Raw genomic sequence first — 16,699 nt, 5'->3', positions numbered from 1 at the left:
GCTGAGAATGTTCATAAGCCTAAAACAAAAACAGGCGGCATAAATGCCGCCTGTTTTGTAGAATTCAGTATTACTGATTCTTAGAAACGTAATCGATCGCTGCTTGAACAGTAGTGATCTTTTCAGCTTCTTCATCAGGGATCTCAGTGTCAAACTCTTCTTCTAGAGCCATTACCAACTCAACGGTGTCCAGAGAATCTGCACCTAGGTCGTCAACGAATGATGCTGCTGGTTTAACGTCTTCTTCTTTAACGCCCAGTTGCTCGATAATGATTTTCTTTACACGTTCTTCGATGTTGCTCATTAGTTTTCTTTCCTATTCAAATTACGCACTTGCGTAAGATTGCGAGTAGTTTATTCAATTTGGTACACAATGCAAGCTTAACTTTTGTGGTCTAACCACGAAACTTACGCAAATTTACGTCCAAATTCAATTAAAATCAGCCAGTTATTTTAACTGACGATTACACCATGTACATGCCGCCGTTCACATGTAGAGTTTCCCCTGTAATGTAAGCAGCTGAATCCGAGGCTAAAAATAGTACAGCATTCGCAATTTCTTGCGGTTGACCTAATCTTTCCATCGGAACTTGCGACATGATACCCTTTTGCTGCTCTTCAGTCAGCTCATCTGTCATATCAGTCTGAATAAATCCAGGTGCTATAGCATTCACTGTTATTTGACGAGATGCAACCTCTCTGGCCAGAGATTTTGTAAATCCGATCAATCCTGCTTTCGCAGCGCAGTAGTTAGTTTGGCCTGCATTGCCCATTGTACCGACAACTGAGCCAATGTTAATAATACGCCCCTGACGCTTTTTCATCATAGTACGCATCACCTGCTTAGATGTGCGATAAACTGATGTTAGATTCGTATCGATAATATCGAGCCACTCATCTTCTTTCATGCGCATTAACAAATTATCACGCGTGATACCTGCGTTGTTAACAAGAATATCAACATCGCCAGCTTTTTCTTTGATCGAGGTAAACAATTGGGCCACAGAATCACTGTCGGTCACATTTAATACTAATCCAAACCCCTTGTCCCCAAGATACTCTTGGATAGCTGCTGCGCCGCGGTCACTGGTAGCCGTACCAATAACGGTGGCTCCTGCTTGCACTAATGTTTCAGCCACTGCGCGACCAATACCACGGCTTGCACCTGTAACTAAAGCAACCTTGCCAGTTAAATCAATAGTAAAACTCATTAATGACTCCTTTATTCGCTAAGTGCAGCAACGGTGGCAGAATCGTTAGCCACTTTAGCACTCAGTGATCGATTAATTCTTTTCGCTAGACCCGTTAATACTTTACCAGGGCCGACTTCCACTAATTGTGTTACACCAGCGCCAGCCATAGCATCTACTGTTTCAGACCATCTTACAGGACAATAAAGCTGACGCACTAAGGCATCTTTGATGGCGTCAGCCGCTTGCGGCGCGGCAACATCGACATTATTGATAACCTCAATGGATGGTACATTAAATTCAATAACCGCTAAGGCTTCGGCTAACTTGTCAGCAGCGGGCTTCATCAACTCGCAATGTGACGGCACGCTCACTGGCAGTGCCACAGCCATTTTAGCACCTGCGGCTTTACATGCTGCAGCGGCACGTTCTACCGCTGCCTTTTCACCAGCAATAACCACTTGACCAGGACTATTATAGTTAACTGGGCTAACGACGGCGCCTTGAGCAGCTTCATCACACGCCGTTTGGATAGCGTCATTATCTAAGCCGATAATGGCATACATAGCACCGGTCCCAGCTGGGACAGCTTGTTGCATCAATTGACCACGAAGCTCAACCAGTTTTACCGCGTCAGTAAAGTTCATCACACCAGCGCAGACTAAGGCTGAATATTCACCTAGGCTGTGACCTGCCAACATGGCAGGCTTAGGTGCATTAGTTGATGCTATCGCACGCCAAATGGCAACACTTGCTGTTAGCAATGCTGGCTGGGTTTTATCGGTCTGATTAAGGGTTTCGGCAGGGCCATCTTGAACCAATTGCCAAAGGTCATAGCCCAGCACTTGGCTCGCCTCATTAAAAGTTTGTCCAATAATCTCATGCTCTGCAGCTAAATCAGCCAGCATTCCTACGGCCTGAGAACCTTGCCCTGGAAACACATAAGCAATCTTTTCCATTTTTATACCTTTGCTAAATCAATGTATTGTATAAGGAACAACACTAAAAACGAACTAATGCACTACCCCAAGCAAATCCTGCACCAAAGGCTTCTAATAACAATAGTTGACCACGTTGAATACGACCATCACGCACCGCTTCATCCAGTGCAATAGGTACGGAAGCCGCTGAAGTGTTACCATGTTTTGCTAGAGTTAACACCACTTTATCTAAACTCATATCGAGTTTTTTAGCGGTCGCTTTTATAATGCGGAAATTAGCTTGATGAGGAACTAACCAGTCGATATCAGCTTTATCAATTTGATTAATACGTAATGTTTCTGTGACCACATGCGACAATTGCGTTACGGCAACTTTAAACACGTCATTGCCTTTCATCGTCATGTAACCTACGGCTTCAGAACTTTCACCCGCTCGCGGTGGGAATGCACACTTAAGCAGATCACCTTGACGACCATCAGCATAGATATGAGTCGATAAGATACCCGGTGTATCCGAGGAACCAACCACAGCCGCGCCAGCACCATCACCAAATAAAATAATCGTTGAGCGATCTTCAGGCTGACACAGACGTGATAATACATCGGCACCTATGACTAACACTTTTTTAGCCGCGCCAGTTTTAACAAACTGATCTGCAACCGATAAAGCATAGACAAAACCTGAACACGCAGCAGCGACATCAAATGCGGGAATAGTGTGAACACCGAGTAAAGCCTGGATCTCACATGCGGCAGCTGGAAAAGCATTACTGGCACTGGTGGTGCCACACACTATCATGTCTAACTCACTTGCTGCTATACCGGCCATTTCAAGCGCTTTAACTGCGGCTTGATAACCCATGGTCGATACAGATTCATCTTTGGCCGCTATTCTGCGCTCTGAGATACCGGTACGTTCAACAATCCACTGATCACTGGTTTCCACCATTTTTTCCAGATCGTGATTGCTACGGACTTGCGCTGGCAAATAACTACCAGTTCCGAGAATTTTTGTATGCATAAGGAGATATCAGTTATTTATGTCTAAAAGGATCGACTCAAGACGTTCTTCAATCATCTTGGGGAGTCGACGTTGCGCTTCGGTTACTGCCAAACTAATTGCTTGCAAATAGGCAGATTCATCGGCACTTCCATGACTTTTTACTACAATTCCGCGCAATCCTATCAGACTTGCCCCGTTATAGTGGTCGGGGTTCATCTGATTTAAAACACTATTGATACGCGGAGCGATTAACTTTGCCATTAATCGTACAAAAAAGCCTTGAGTTAACCCTTTCTTTAACTGATGTACGAGAAGTCTGGCGATCCCCTCGGAAGTTTTAAGCGTAATATTACCGACAAACCCATCACAGACAATGACATCCACATTACCTAAGTAAATATCATCACCTTCAATAAAGCCGGTGTAATTAATTTGTGGAGTCTGCTGCAATAACTGCCCAGCTTGCTGGACTTGATCGTTGCCTTTTATCTCTTCAATACCAACATTGAGCAAAGCCACTTTAGGTGAAGGAGTCTTATCGACCGCTTCACACAATACCGACCCCATCACTGCAAACTGAAATAAGGTTTCCGAGCAACATGACACATTTGCCCCTAAGTCGAGCAAGTAAACCGGCTTCTGATTGACTGCAGGCAGACAACTGACTAAAGCGGGCCTGTCGATGCCGGGTAAGGTTTTCAGTAATACTTTAGAGATTGCCATTAACGCACCAGTATTACCGGCGCTGATACAGGCTTGTGCCTTGTTATCACGAACTAATTCAATGGCGAGGCGCATTGAACTTTGCTTACAATTACGCAAAGCATGCACTGGGCGATCGCACATTTTTACCACTTCAGTGGTATGAATAATTTCAATTCGTGACAGTAGTGACGATTCACATTGGCGTAATAGAGGCTCTATTTGCGATCTATCGCCAACCATAATGACATTTAGGAAGGGGTATAAGCGAAGTGCCTGCAGGGTTGCAGGCACTGTGATGCAGGGGCCAAAATCGCCCCCCATCGCATCTAACGCAAGCGTCAGATCAGTCATATAATTATCAACAAATTACTTGTTGATAACCTTTTGACCACGGTAGAAACCGTCTGCTGTCACATTGTGACGACGGTGTAGTTCACCACTCGTAGCATCCACTGACAATTGAGCAGTGCTCAATGAATCGTGTGAACGGCGCATACCGCGCTTTGAACGAGATTTTTTATTCTGTTGTACAGCCATTTGACCTGTCTCCTAGATTACTTGCTCTTCAGTTTTTCTAACACTGCAAACGGATTTGGACGCTCCTGTTGAGCGGGTTCAATCTCGCCTACTACTATATCTTGATCGCCTTGGCTGCAACTTTCGTCAACATGCATCGGGATCAGAGGCATAGCTACGATCAATTCATCTTCAATCAATTGATGCAGACGAACTTCACCTATCTCATTGCACTCAATAGGGTCATACGCATCCGGGAGCTCATCGATTTCTGCCTCAGACCCGCAAGGGCTAAAACAAAAGTCGACCGTAACCTCCGTGGTAAATAGTGCCATGCAACGTTGACAATTCAGAGTGAGCTCCGTCACAGCCTTCCCTTTCAGGTAGACTATCCCCTGTATATCTACGCCACATTCAAGCGACACTGCCACATCGGAACAGTCGCCGGCACATAATTCATTTAACCTTTTTAACTGCACACCAGGAACCATGCCTTCATAGGAAAGCTTGCTTGCCGCTGCGCGGTTTGGATCAATTGAAACCGGTATCTTTACTGTTTGCATAAGGCGCGCATATTATAGTTTGAATTACTCTTAGTCAAAGGAAAATTCACTACCTTCATCATTCAAGATAGTTATTCTTAAAAACTCATGAATAAATCAAAAATTATTGGAGGCAAAATTTTACCCAAGCGCTCAGTGATACTCAAGCCCCGCGCGCTTAAAATAGAAGCATTCATTCACTAATTTTAGTCGAATACTGACAGATTTTAGTGGGTAGTCGCACAATGTGACACAATAAGGCTTTGCCTAGCGTACTTGCCAGCCATTGTCAGTACGATTGTATGCCATTATCTTATCTTGAAATATCTTATATAAAGGCCAATTAATGACTCCGTCCATTGTTTTAGCATCGACCTCTAGCTACCGTAAATCACTGCTGGAAAAATTATGTATTACTTTTGATACTTGCGCGCCCGATGTAGATGAAACCCCCAACATCGATGAAACAGCACCCGATTTGGTGACGCGCTTGGCCGTGGCCAAGGCAAAAGCCGGGGCTAGCGGAAAAACGTCAGGGCTCATTATTGGATCAGATCAGGTAGCCGTTGTTGATGGTCAAATCGTGGGAAAACCCTTAACCGAAGCAAACGCAGTAACCCAGTTGATGAACGTCTCAGGTAAAAGCGTTACCTTTTATACTGCCATAGCGCTCTACAATGTGGTTGCTGACAGCGTTGAGGTGAGATGCGAGCCCTTTATTGTCCACTTTAGAGAGCTCACGGAAACGCAGATACGCTACTACATAGCCAAAGAACAGCCACTAAATTGTGCCGGAAGCTTTAAATGTGAAGGATTTGGTATCGCCCTGTTTACTCGCCTTGAAGGGCGCGACCCAAATACCCTAGTGGGGCTGCCTCTTATCGCGCTCACCGAGATGTTACTCAATCAAGGAGTCGATATCCTCACCCCGCAAGCCGATCCTAAGCTTATCTAGGGTGAAGTCAGCCATCAAACGGTTAAACAGACAAAGCCAACTCAGACGAATTGAGTAAGAGCATAAGTTATTTTGATGTCGCTGAGGCGGTGATTGTTTGGGCTACACTAATTTGAGTAAACCAGCTTTGAGTAAACCATCGTAATCGTTAGCGTCTACACGCTAGCGATTACGAAAAAGCAACCAGTTTAACTACCGCGCAGCGGTGATCGCGGCAAATAGGTCGGGAGTTGATGAGACAATCGCAACAGGTAAGGCTGCACTTAATCGCGCTGCACTATGGGCGCCATAACTCACACCAATGGCATCCATTCCCGCATTTCGGGCCATATTGAGATCATGAATAGAATCACCAATCATCACCGCCTTTTCTGGTGCCACCGTCAATTGCTGTAATAATTGCTGCAACATTTGTGGATGCGGTTTACTGTGGGCTTCATCAGCACAGCGACTGGCGACAAAGTGTTGATCAAATCCAGTCTCATTTAAGACCCTATTCAATCCTGCTCGGGCTTTGCCAGTCGCCACAGCCAATTGATGCCCCGATGCCTTCAAGGATAACAACAACTCCTCCGCCCCATCGAAGACGGGGCTTGGAGTTTGGTTAAGCTGCAAATATTGTTCACGATAGACATTAATCATATTCTGCCGAGTCTGATGACAGGCACTGGGGTGCAATACATTTAACGCTTCATCCATCGACAAACCGATAATATCGCGCACCGCCGTCTCAGTAGGCACCAATAAGCTCAACTCTTTTGCCGTTTGCTGCATACATGCCACAATTTTACCGACCGAGTCCATTAGCGTACCGTCCCAGTCGAATATGACTAATTCGTATCGTTTCATACTTTTTCCAATTTCGATAATAGCTGTTCTAACGCCTTATCTAATGGCGCCTTAACCTGCATAACCTCTTCCGTACTCGGATGAATAAATTTAAGCTGCGCCGCGTGTAAGAACAAACGGTTGAGCCCAAGTGCTCGCATTGAATCATCAAAATTCTGCTCACTGTACTTATCGTCACACGCAATGGGGTGCCCCGCATATTGGCAATGCACCCGAATTTGGTGGGTTCGCCCAGTAACAGGACTTGCCTGAACTAACGTTGCCCCTTTATAACGCTGCTTTATTTTAAAGCGCGTCTCAGAGGCTTTACCCTCTTGATTGACCCGCACAATTCGCTCACCCGATTTTAGGGTCAGTTTTAATAGTGGCGCGTTTACAACTTTATCATGGCTCTGCCACTCACCACGCACCAGTGCATAGTAATCTTTCTGCATTTTTTTATAACGCAATTGGTCATGCAGATGCTTAAGCGCACTGCGTTTCTTAGCGATCAGCAAAACGCCCGAGGTGTCTTTATCTAATCGATGCACTAATTCAAGAAATTTTTGTTGTGGCCTGAGTGAGCGCATCGCTTCAATGACACCAAAATCAACGCCACTCCCCCCATGTACCGCAATGCCAGCAGGCTTATTAAGCACAATAAGCCAGTTATCTTCGAATACGATGCGCGCTTCAAGTTGCGAAACCTTGGTCAACTTAGCGCTCGGCGCGGGCTTGTCGTCACTGGCTGACACCCGAACAGGCGGGATGCGAACAATGTCGCCATCTTGTAATTTATACTCAGGTTTAATCCGTTTCTTGTTCACCCGCACTTCACCTTTACGCACGATACGATAGATCATGCTTTTCGGGACGCCCTTGAGTTTAGTCACAAGAAAGTTGTCGATTCGCTGGCCTAAATGATCCTCATCTATGGTGACCAATTCGACTTTATTTAAGGGTTGTTGATTATTCATGCTACGCCTTGCTCTCGTTCAAGCCGCTTATTGTACACAACTAACAACTTTTATGCCTTTCCATTTGCTGAATTTCTGGTTTGTTGCTATATTTGCCACGCCAATCGGGTTAAATGGTGAATAAAGTGTTCCCTCACCCCGAAAGCATGCGCGAAAAGCGGAGAGTAAAAGACATTACTACTGAGTAGCAAATCATTGATTTACAAGTCGTTGCATCAAAAATAAACCGAGAAAACGCGTTTGAACGACTAAACCCAGTATCTATGCCACATTTCAAAGAGGTTTCTCCAGCAAATAGCGCTCCAAATTCGAAGTTTAATTCTAACTCGTCATCAGACTGACGCTTATCGATTTTGGCATTACAGGAAAGTACATAGAATTTATGGGGTTGGTTGACGTTTTACAACGAATTCCTTGTTTTTAGTAATATTAAAAAATAAGCCATAAATAGGTTGCGACACGCAGTGATTGCGTTTTACAGACAATGCGCACCTTAGCCCAGAACCAAGCCGCGAGGCTTCACTCATTAAATCTGGGCCCGTAATGCATCGAAATTAGCGAGTTTGATGACCCTATTTTAAGAAGAAATACGTCATCATGAAACGGATGTTAATTAATGCGACTCAATCTGAAGAGTTGCGCGTTGCCCTCGTTGATGGGCAACAACTGTATGACCTAGATATCGAAAGCCCTGGTCACGAACAGAAAAAAGCCAATATTTACAAGGGTAAAATTACCCGCGTAGAACCCTCTCTAGAAGCTGCGTTTGTGGACTATGGTGCCGATCGCCATGGCTTCTTACCGCTGAAAGAAATTGCACGCGAATATTTCCCTAACGGTTACTCGTTCCAAGGCCGCCCTAACATCAAAGAAGTGGTGAAAGAAGGTCAAGAAGTCATTGTTCAAATTGATAAAGAAGAGCGCGGTAATAAAGGCGCAGCATTAACGACCTTTATCAGCTTGGCTGGCTCTTATTTGGTTCTGATGCCAAACAATCCTCGCGCTGGCGGTATTTCTCGTCGTATCGAAGGTGATGAGCGTACCGAACTCAAAGCGGCGATGTCAGAGCTTGAAGTGCCACAAGGCATGGGGTTGATTGTCCGTACCGCCGGTGTAGGTAAAGATGCCGCTGAACTAAAGTGGGACTTAAAAGTCTTACAGCATCACTGGACCGCTATCGAAGAAGCCGCTAAAACACGTCCAGCGCCATTCCTTATTCATCAAGAAAGTAACGTTATCGTGCGTGCTATCCGCGATTACTTACGCCGTGATGTGGGCGAAGTCCTTATCGACCATCCGCGCATTTACGAGCAAGCTAAACAGCACGTTGCACTCGTTCGCCCAGACTTTGTCGACCGTATTAAGCACTATGATGCCGAAGTGCCGCTGTTTACTCACTTCCAAATTGAAACTCAAATTGAATCGGCTTTCCAACGAGAAGTGCGTCTGCCATCTGGTGGTTCAATTGTTATTGACCCGACCGAAGCATTAACGTCAATCGATATTAACTCTGCCCGTGCCACTAAAGGCGGTGATATCGAAGAGACAGCACTGAACACCAACCTTGAAGCCGCCGACGAAATTGCACGCCAATTACGTTTGCGCGACCTAGGTGGTCTGGTGGTGATTGATTTCATCGACATGACCCCAGTCAGACATCAACGTGAAGTTGAAAACAGAATGCGCGATGCCGTTCACCACGACAGAGCCCGCGTACAATTAGGCCGTATTTCGCGCTTTGGTTTGATGGAAATGTCACGCCAACGCCTGCGTCCATCGCTGGAAGAGTCGGCTGCACACTTATGCCCACGTTGTCATGGTCAAGGGACAATTCGCGGTACCGAATCATTAGCGCTGTCTATTTTGCGTCTAATGGAAGAAGAGGCTATCAAAGAGAACACCTCGCAAATTGAAGCCGTAGTACCTGTGGATGTTGCAGCGTTTCTACTCAATGAAAAACGCAAGGCGATCCGCATCACCGAGCAGCGTCACAACGTCGAAGTGTATGTGATCCCAGATCCAAACATGACCACGCCTGATTATCGTGTTTCGCGTCACCGTAAAGATGACCAAATTAGCGAGTCAAGCTACAAGCTACTTGAAAAGCAAGAGTCTAAGCTTTACGAGCCACGTAAACTTGAACGTGCAGCATCACCAGAGCCAGCACTAAAAGGCTACGCTGCGCCTACGCAAGAGCCAAAAACAGAAACGCCGGCACAGAAACCTGTACAAAAAGCCGCTGACGTTAAAAAACCAGGTTTATTGTCAAAGCTGGTTGCCGCAGTCAGTAACCTCTTCAGTGCCAGTGAGCCAAGCAAAGAAGAGCAAGAAACTAAAGAGCAGCCTCGTCGCAATACGCAAAGCCGTGGTAATAGTCGTCGTAACACACGTCGTAATGATACCCGCAAAAATCGTGATGACAGCGACAACAAAGAGACTGATAACAAGCGCACGCGTTCGCCTAAGGCCGATGCAAGTGATGCTCGCCCAACTAAAGCGCGTAATGACAATAAGCGTGTTAAACGTGACGATACCAAAACGCGCAGCCCACAAAAGGCCGCTGAAGAGGTTAGCACTGAGCAAGAGCAGCAACCTAAACAGGAAGCAGCAAGAGAGCGTCGTCAACGTCGTAACATGCGTCGTAAAGTCCGTGTTCAGACCGAACAGCAACAAGCTGATGAAGCAGCGTTAGCATTGCAAGCACAAACTCAAGATGTCGAGGTTGAGCCTACGCCTGATACCAAACAAGCTGATGTAGCAACGCCACAAGATGGACAAAACGTCCGTCCAAAGCGTCAACCACGTAAAGCTAAGCCTAAGCAAGATAAAGCGACCGATACAGCTGAAAGCTCTTCAGAGTCTAGTGCTGTTGAAGCAAAGCCAGTCGAATCAAAGGCTGATGCTGAACCTGCAAAAGTTGTTGAATCAAAGCCAGCGCAAAACGTTGACTCGACTAACGAGACTCAACCTAAACAAGAGCAGGCTCAAAGCGATAATGATAACAACTCAGCCGACAACAATGACGCCGACGCCGATAACAAACGTGAGCCACGTGATGGTCAACGTCGCAGTCGCCGCAGTCCTCGTCATCTGAGAGCTGCAGGCCAACGTCGTCGTCGTGACGAAGATGGCGACCAAGAAAGCCGTTCAGACAATGGCCAGCCAGCGTTCATCCCAAATGATGTTGAAACCGCGCCGATCCTTGATAATGATATGGCTCAAACTGTTAACACTTATGAAGTAAATAACACTAAGCCTGCAGCGCCACAAGCGACTACTGCAGCGTCACCGTCTGTTGACGCACCGGCGACAGCCACGGTTAATGCTGAAGCAACTGAAGCCACGACAACAGAAGCTAACACATCAGCTTCAGTTCAGACTGAGACTCAAGAGGCTCAGCCTACTGTTGATGCTAAAGCAGATAAATCAGCCTCTAAACCTAAAGGCCGTGTCACTTCGTCATCAAGCGCATCGAGCACTTCAGCGAAAACCACTGCCGACAGTGTCAAGGCTGACAATGTTGCTGATAATGTTAAAGTAGATGTAGATAAAGTTGACGTTGTGCCAGCGGCTAGCGCGCAAGCAGCTGCCCAAGAAGATGTCGCTAAACCTGTTGAAACAACAACGCCAGTAGCAAAAGTTGAAGTGTCAGCAGATGTGGATACCGCTACGGATTCGACGCAAGCACCTAAATCGGTTTCTGCGCCGATGGCCAAGCCAGCGAAGATAGAAGCTTCTGCAGTATCAGTTGCAACACCGCCAACTTCGGCACCTGCAGCCCCAGTAGCAAAGGCTAAAACAGCAGCAAAACCTGCCAGCCGTTTTGGTACTATGGTCAGTTCGACAATGACCAAGCCAACGGTAGAGGCTCGTCCAAATGTTGATATTCCCACAGGGCGTCAATATGAGGCTTCAACAAAAGAAGCAACGACAGAGCCGGCGGCTCGTGGTAACAGCGCCAATTCGGATATGGCCCGCCCTTAAGAGGTAGCCATTTTCGAACTAAAAAGCCATGCTGAGCAGCATGGCTTTTTATTTTATTGCGGTCAAAATTTTGCTAGTATGCCCGGCCGCAATTTCCTTCAACCTATCATTTAATAATAGAGGCTAAATGTTCGATCTTATTCGTCACAAAACCGCTAGCCATAGAGCTGATTTACTTTCAGGATTAACCGTTGCGTTAGCCTTGGTACCGGAAGCTGTCGCATTTGCGTTCGTTGCAGGTGTAGAGCCCATGGTAGGCCTTTATGCCGCCTTTATCATGGGACTGGTTACCGCATTGATTGGTGGTCGCCCAGGAATGATTTCGGGGGCAACTGGCGCCATGGCCGTCGTGATGGTCGCACTTGTCGCCGAACACGGTATCCAGTACCTATTTGCAGCCGTCGTGCTCGCAGGACTTATCCAGATCAGCTGCGGCCTGCTTAAATTAGGTAAGTTTATTCGCATCGTGCCCTACCCTGTAATGATTGGTTTCGTCAACGGCCTTGCGATTGTGATTTTCCTAGCACAGCTTGGCCAATTCAAAGCCCCTGATGCCAATGGTGTACTGACTTGGTTACCGCAAGATCAACTCATGCTGATGTTAGGGTTGGTGGCGCTGACCATGGTGATTATTCAGTTTTTACCTAAGCTGACTAATGCCATCCCCTCTTCTCTGGCGGCAATCCTCACGGTGACGGCCTTGGTGGTCTACTTCGATCTTGATACCCGTAACGTATTAGACTTTTTGAAGTCTATGAGTGGTGATGACAATGCCACTATAGCGGGTTCACTGCCGACATTTGCCATCCCTGAAGTGGCCTTTAACTTAGAAACCTTATACATTATTTTGCCCTACTCCTTTATTCTTGCTGCGGTTGGGTTAATCGAATCACTGTTAACCTTAACCGTGATCGACGAAATGACGGGCACACGAGGCAAAGGCAACAAAGAGTGTATTGGTCAAGGCATTGGCAATATGACCAGCGGCTTCTTTGGCGCCATGGGCGGTTGTGCCATGATTGGTCAGTCGATGATTAATATCAACTCTGGCGGGCGCGGACGTCTCTCGGGTATCACGGCTGCTGTGGCACTCTTGGCCTTTATCTTATTTGGCTCATCCTTAATTGAAATGATCCCACTGGCAGCGCTAGTTGGTGTGATGTTTATGGTTGTTTTAGGTACTTTTGAATGGGCCAGCTTTAAGGTGATGCGCAAAGTGCCTAAGCACGATGCTTTCGTGATCATCTTAGTAACCGTGGTCACTGTGTTTACCGATCTTGCATTTGCAGTGTTTGTTGGCGTGATTGTGTCTGCTTTGGTATTTGCTTGGGAACATGCAAAGCACATCAACGTGGATGTGAGCCAAGATGCTAACGGCTGGAAAGTATACAAACTCAATGGTCCGTTATTCTTTGGTTCGGTAGCTCACTTCTTAGAACTGTTTGATGCTAAATCTGATCCACAAGATGTTATTGTTGATTTCCAAAATTCACGGGTGTGCGATCACTCTGCGTTAGGTGCGATCGATACTTTAGCCGAACGTTACGTGAGCAGTGGTAAAAAACTGCATTTACGTCACTTAAGCCAGGATTGTAAGCAGTTGCTGCATAAAGCAGGCGATCTGGTTGAGGTTAACTTTATCGAAGATCCGCACTACAAGATTGCCGATGACAAGCTCGACTCATAAGGTACCCAGCTCAAGGTACTCAAGGTGTTGAACTGTAAGTTAGTTGAGTGTTAGCTAAGACATCTACATAAAAAAGGCGCATCTGCGCCTTTTTTATTGGTTGTTGCTCATCCGTATTTAAAAACCATTCCTCGTGGCTAACTTTGTTTTACCTTATTGGCAAAGCGCGCCTTAAACTTATCCACTTTGGGCTTAACCACTAACTGGCAATAGGGTTGCTCACCATTATTGGCAAAATAATCCTTATGGTAAGCTTCAGCCGGGTAAAAATGTTGAAACGCCACTAATTCGGTCACTATCGGTGCATCAAATAACTGGGCTTGAGTAAGCTTGGCTACTATGGCTGACGCAGTATTAATTTGTGCTTCATTATGGGCAAAAATGACCGAACGATACTGTGTCCCAACATCATTCCCCTGACGATTTAGTGTCGTGGGATCGTGACTATTAAAAAATATGTCGAGTAATTCATTAAAGCTAATTTGCTCTGCATCAAACTCAATATGCACTACCTCAGCATGATCAGTGGTACCACTGCACACCTGTTTATAATTGGCACTATTTTCATCGCCACCGCTATAACCAGATTGTACCGATATCACCCCGTGAAGCTGAGCAAAAATGGCTTCTAAACACCAGAAACAGCCACCACCTAAGGTAGCCCATTGATGCTTGTTAGTAACTGGTGTTGGGCTTGCCGGTTTAAACACCATAGAGACCGAATTAACACAATGACGGGTATTTTTCTCTGTTAAATATTCGCCTTTAAACACATGGCCTAAGTGCGCGTTACACTGCTGACACACAATTTCGGTGCGCTGACCATCGGCATCGGCTATACGTTTAACTGCACCAGGGATCTCATCATCAAACGCTGGCCAGCCACAATGAGCATTAAATTTATGCTCACTGCGATATAAAGGCGCATCACAGCGCTTACAATGATAAACGCCTAAGGCATCATGATGATTATATTCACCACTAAAAGGGCGTTCAGTGCCCTTGTCTTCAATAACATACTGCTCAAACTCGGTTAATTCACGCATAGATAACTACTCTCTATTGATTCTTTTTTAGTGCTAAATGGCGCAGCCAAGATACCGATGATGATAGTTGCAACCCCTAACAAATTAAAGACAAAGACCGACTGTTCCAGTCCTATATTACACCGTTGCCAATGAACCGACTGTCGATAATAAGTTAATGAGCAACTCAAATGTGGAGTTCATTATGAGGCGATTCATTAATTAGAACCATATTAAGGTGATTTTTATCACACTTATTTGCCCAACTGCAGCGACAACGGTAAACTCTCGCCGGGGTTTACTAACAAGAAAACAGAAGATGAAATTAGAAACAATCGATTATCAAGCACCCGATAGCGCTGAGCGTTTTGTCCAATCGCTGCGCGATACCGGATTTGGCGTATTATCCAACCACACTATCGACAAAACACTGGTTGAAACCATCTATAGTCAGTGGCAAGCCTTCTTTAACAGCGATGAAAAACAGGACTTCCTGTTTAAAGCAGAAACCCATGACGGCTTCTTCCCTGCCAGCATCTCTGAAACCGCTAAGGGCCATAGCGTTAAAGACATCAAAGAGTATTACCATGTTTATCCTTGGGGGCGCATTCCTGACTCGCTCAGAGACAATATTCTCGCCTATTACCAACAAGCCAATAGCCTAGCCGCGGAACTACTCGGTTGGGTAGAAGCACATACACCTGCAGAAATCGCAGTTAACTACTCGATTGCACTACCCAAGATGATAGAAGGTAGCCATAAAACACTGCTGCGCATTTTGCATTATCCGCCAATGTCGGGCGATGAAGAGATGGGCGCTATACGAGCTGCAGCGCATGAAGATATTAACTTATTGACTGTGTTACCCGCCGCGAGTGAACCTGGTTTACAAGTAAAAACCCAAACCGGTGAATGGTTAGATGTCCCTAGTGACTTTGGTAACATCATCATCAATATTGGTGATATGCTGCAAGAGGCCTCTGGGGGGTACTTCCCCTCGACCACTCACCGAGTGGTTAATCCTGAAGGTACAGATAAAACCCGCTCGCGTATTTCTCTGCCGCTGTTTTTACACCCTAAGCCAGAAGTGGTGCTATCTGAGCGCTATACTGCAGAGAGTTACTTGATGGAACGCTTAAGAGAACTTGGGGTCATTTAACCTGAACTCCTCAATAAAAAGCGCCATTTGGCGCTTTTTATTTGTGATTTTTCCGACATATCAAGGTAAAATCGCGCCAACTTCAGCTAAAGGTAGAGTAATAACATGGCTATTCAGTGGTATCCCGGTCACATGCACAAGGCGCGTAAAGAGATTGAAGAGGTGATGCCTCAAATCGATCTCGTGATTGAGGTACTCGATGCCCGTATCCCCTTTAGTAGTGAAAACCCTATGGTAAAAACACTGCGCGGTGATAAGCCATGCATAAAATTACTCAATAAATCCGATCTCGCCGATCCTGCTACCACACAATTATGGATTGACCACCTCGAGCAAGAACAAGGGGTGAAAGCCATGGCGATCACCACCTTACAAGCTGCACAAGTACGCAAAGTGCCTGATCTGTGCCGTAAGCTGGTACCCAGTCGAGATACCACAGAAAAAGATATTCGCACCATGATCATGGGTATTCCTAACGTTGGGAAATCTACTATTATCAATATTTTGGCTGGTAGAGTCATAGCTAAAACCGGTAATGAACCCGCAGTGACTAAAAGACAACAACGCATCAACCTTAAAAACGGTATTGTGCTGTCTGACACACCCGGTATTTTATGGCCAAAAGTGGACAATGAAGCCAGCAGCTATCGCTTAGCCGTCACCGGTGCGATTAAAGATACGGCAATGGAATATGAAGATGTCGCCATGTTTGCCGCTGAGTATTTTTTAACGGCTTATCCAGAGGCCATAGCTGAGCGCTATAAATTAAAAGAACTCCCTAAAGATGATATCGGCCTGCTTGAAGCCATTGGTCGTAAACGCGGTGCACTGAGACCTGGCGGACGTATCGATCTGCACAAAGCATCTGAACTGTTATTACATGAATTCCGCTCAGGAAAAATCGGCCAATTATCACTAGAAACCCCTGCGATGGCTGAAGCAGAAAAGGCCGAAGTCGCGCGCATATTGGCCGAAAAAGAGGCGCTAAAACAGCAAAAGCTCGAAGCTGAACGACTCAAGCGCTCAGGTATTCGCCATAGCTAGCCGCTAATGACTCAATGCGAGCATATACACTCGCATTGAGTCTATCAAAATAGTTTTTATTATAGCTATCTGACATCAATAATATTTATTAGCTTACGACACCTTTTATATAAATAACCATCAAATCAACTTCAATAAGTTCA

At 45.8% G+C, this 16,699-nt stretch carries 15 protein-coding genes; 5 read left to right on the top strand and 10 right to left on the bottom strand.

Annotated elements, in window-relative coordinates; translation table 11 throughout:
• Positions 1 to 70: 70 nt before the first annotated feature.
• The 7 genes from acpP to yceD form a co-directional block, all read right to left on the bottom strand.
• Complete coding sequence (gene acpP, locus AC5YBX_RS07145; protein ID WP_011865403.1) at positions 71 to 304, bottom strand: acyl carrier protein; 234 nt, start codon at positions 302 to 304, stop codon at positions 71 to 73.
• A gap of 160 nt (positions 305 to 464) precedes the next feature.
• Complete coding sequence (fabG, locus tag AC5YBX_RS07140; RefSeq protein ID WP_494524661.1) at positions 465 to 1,211, bottom strand: 3-oxoacyl-ACP reductase FabG; 747 nt, start codon at positions 1,209 to 1,211, stop codon at positions 465 to 467.
• 11 nt (positions 1,212 to 1,222) lie between these two features.
• Positions 1,223 to 2,149: an ACP S-malonyltransferase gene (fabD, locus tag AC5YBX_RS07135; RefSeq protein ID WP_494524660.1), complete on the bottom strand. Its 927-nt coding sequence runs from the start codon at positions 2,147 to 2,149 to the stop codon at positions 1,223 to 1,225.
• 43 nt (positions 2,150 to 2,192) lie between these two features.
• Entirely contained in the window at positions 2,193 to 3,152 is a 960-nt protein-coding gene (locus AC5YBX_RS07130) for a beta-ketoacyl-ACP synthase III (RefSeq protein ID WP_494519425.1), read from the bottom strand.
• A gap of 9 nt (positions 3,153 to 3,161) precedes the next feature.
• Positions 3,162 to 4,190: a phosphate acyltransferase PlsX gene (plsX, locus tag AC5YBX_RS07125; protein WP_494519426.1), complete on the bottom strand. Its 1,029-nt coding sequence runs from the start codon at positions 4,188 to 4,190 to the stop codon at positions 3,162 to 3,164.
• Positions 4,191 to 4,205: 15 nt separating this feature from the next.
• Entirely contained in the window at positions 4,206 to 4,376 is a 171-nt protein-coding gene (rpmF, locus tag AC5YBX_RS07120) for a 50S ribosomal protein L32 (protein ID WP_020913118.1), read from the bottom strand.
• A gap of 17 nt (positions 4,377 to 4,393) precedes the next feature.
• On the bottom strand, positions 4,394 to 4,918 hold the full coding sequence (yceD, locus tag AC5YBX_RS07115) for a 23S rRNA accumulation protein YceD (protein ID WP_494524659.1): 525 nt from the start codon (positions 4,916 to 4,918) through the stop codon (positions 4,394 to 4,396).
• 325 nt (positions 4,919 to 5,243) lie between these two features.
• Here yceD and AC5YBX_RS07110 point away from each other — a divergent pair, with 325 nt between their 5' ends.
• Positions 5,244 to 5,852, top strand: a complete 609-nt coding sequence (locus AC5YBX_RS07110) for a Maf family protein (protein ID WP_494524658.1) — start codon at positions 5,244 to 5,246, stop codon at positions 5,850 to 5,852.
• 192 nt (positions 5,853 to 6,044) lie between these two features.
• On the opposite strand, the gene AC5YBX_RS07105 is transcribed toward AC5YBX_RS07110, so the two are convergent.
• Complete coding sequence (locus AC5YBX_RS07105) at positions 6,045 to 6,701, bottom strand: HAD-IA family hydrolase (RefSeq protein WP_494519429.1); 657 nt, start codon at positions 6,699 to 6,701, stop codon at positions 6,045 to 6,047.
• Positions 6,698 to 7,657: a 23S rRNA pseudouridine(955/2504/2580) synthase RluC gene (rluC, locus tag AC5YBX_RS07100; RefSeq protein WP_110456148.1), complete on the bottom strand. Its 960-nt coding sequence runs from the start codon at positions 7,655 to 7,657 to the stop codon at positions 6,698 to 6,700. Before rluC ends, AC5YBX_RS07105 begins: the two co-directional genes overlap by 4 nt.
• Before the next feature lie 597 nt (positions 7,658 to 8,254).
• Here rluC and rne point away from each other — a divergent pair.
• Entirely contained in the window at positions 8,255 to 11,641 is a 3,387-nt protein-coding gene (rne, locus tag AC5YBX_RS07095; protein WP_494524657.1) for a ribonuclease E, read from the top strand.
• 127 nt (positions 11,642 to 11,768) lie between these two features.
• Positions 11,769 to 13,328, top strand: a complete 1,560-nt coding sequence (locus tag AC5YBX_RS07090; RefSeq protein WP_494519431.1) for a SulP family inorganic anion transporter — start codon at positions 11,769 to 11,771, stop codon at positions 13,326 to 13,328.
• Positions 13,329 to 13,465: 137 nt separating this feature from the next.
• On the opposite strand, the gene AC5YBX_RS07085 is transcribed toward AC5YBX_RS07090, so the two are convergent.
• Complete coding sequence (locus AC5YBX_RS07085) at positions 13,466 to 14,374, bottom strand: bifunctional methionine sulfoxide reductase B/A protein (protein ID WP_494524656.1); 909 nt, start codon at positions 14,372 to 14,374, stop codon at positions 13,466 to 13,468.
• A 298-nt stretch (positions 14,375 to 14,672) separates the two neighbouring features.
• Here AC5YBX_RS07085 and AC5YBX_RS07080 point away from each other — a divergent pair, with 298 nt between their 5' ends.
• The gene (locus tag AC5YBX_RS07080; protein ID WP_494524655.1) at positions 14,673 to 15,512 is read left to right on the top strand and encodes an isopenicillin N synthase family dioxygenase; all 840 of its coding nucleotides are present in this window, start codon (positions 14,673 to 14,675) and stop codon (positions 15,510 to 15,512) included.
• A gap of 105 nt (positions 15,513 to 15,617) precedes the next feature.
• A complete protein-coding gene (ylqF, locus tag AC5YBX_RS07075; RefSeq protein ID WP_494519434.1) occupies positions 15,618 to 16,556 on the top strand; it encodes a ribosome biogenesis GTPase YlqF in 939 nt (312 codons plus the stop codon).
• The last annotated feature ends 143 nt before the right edge of the window (positions 16,557 to 16,699 follow it).

Source organism: Shewanella sp. 492 (assembly GCF_059338445.1).
This window is presented reverse-complemented; position numbering and strand designations above follow the sequence as displayed.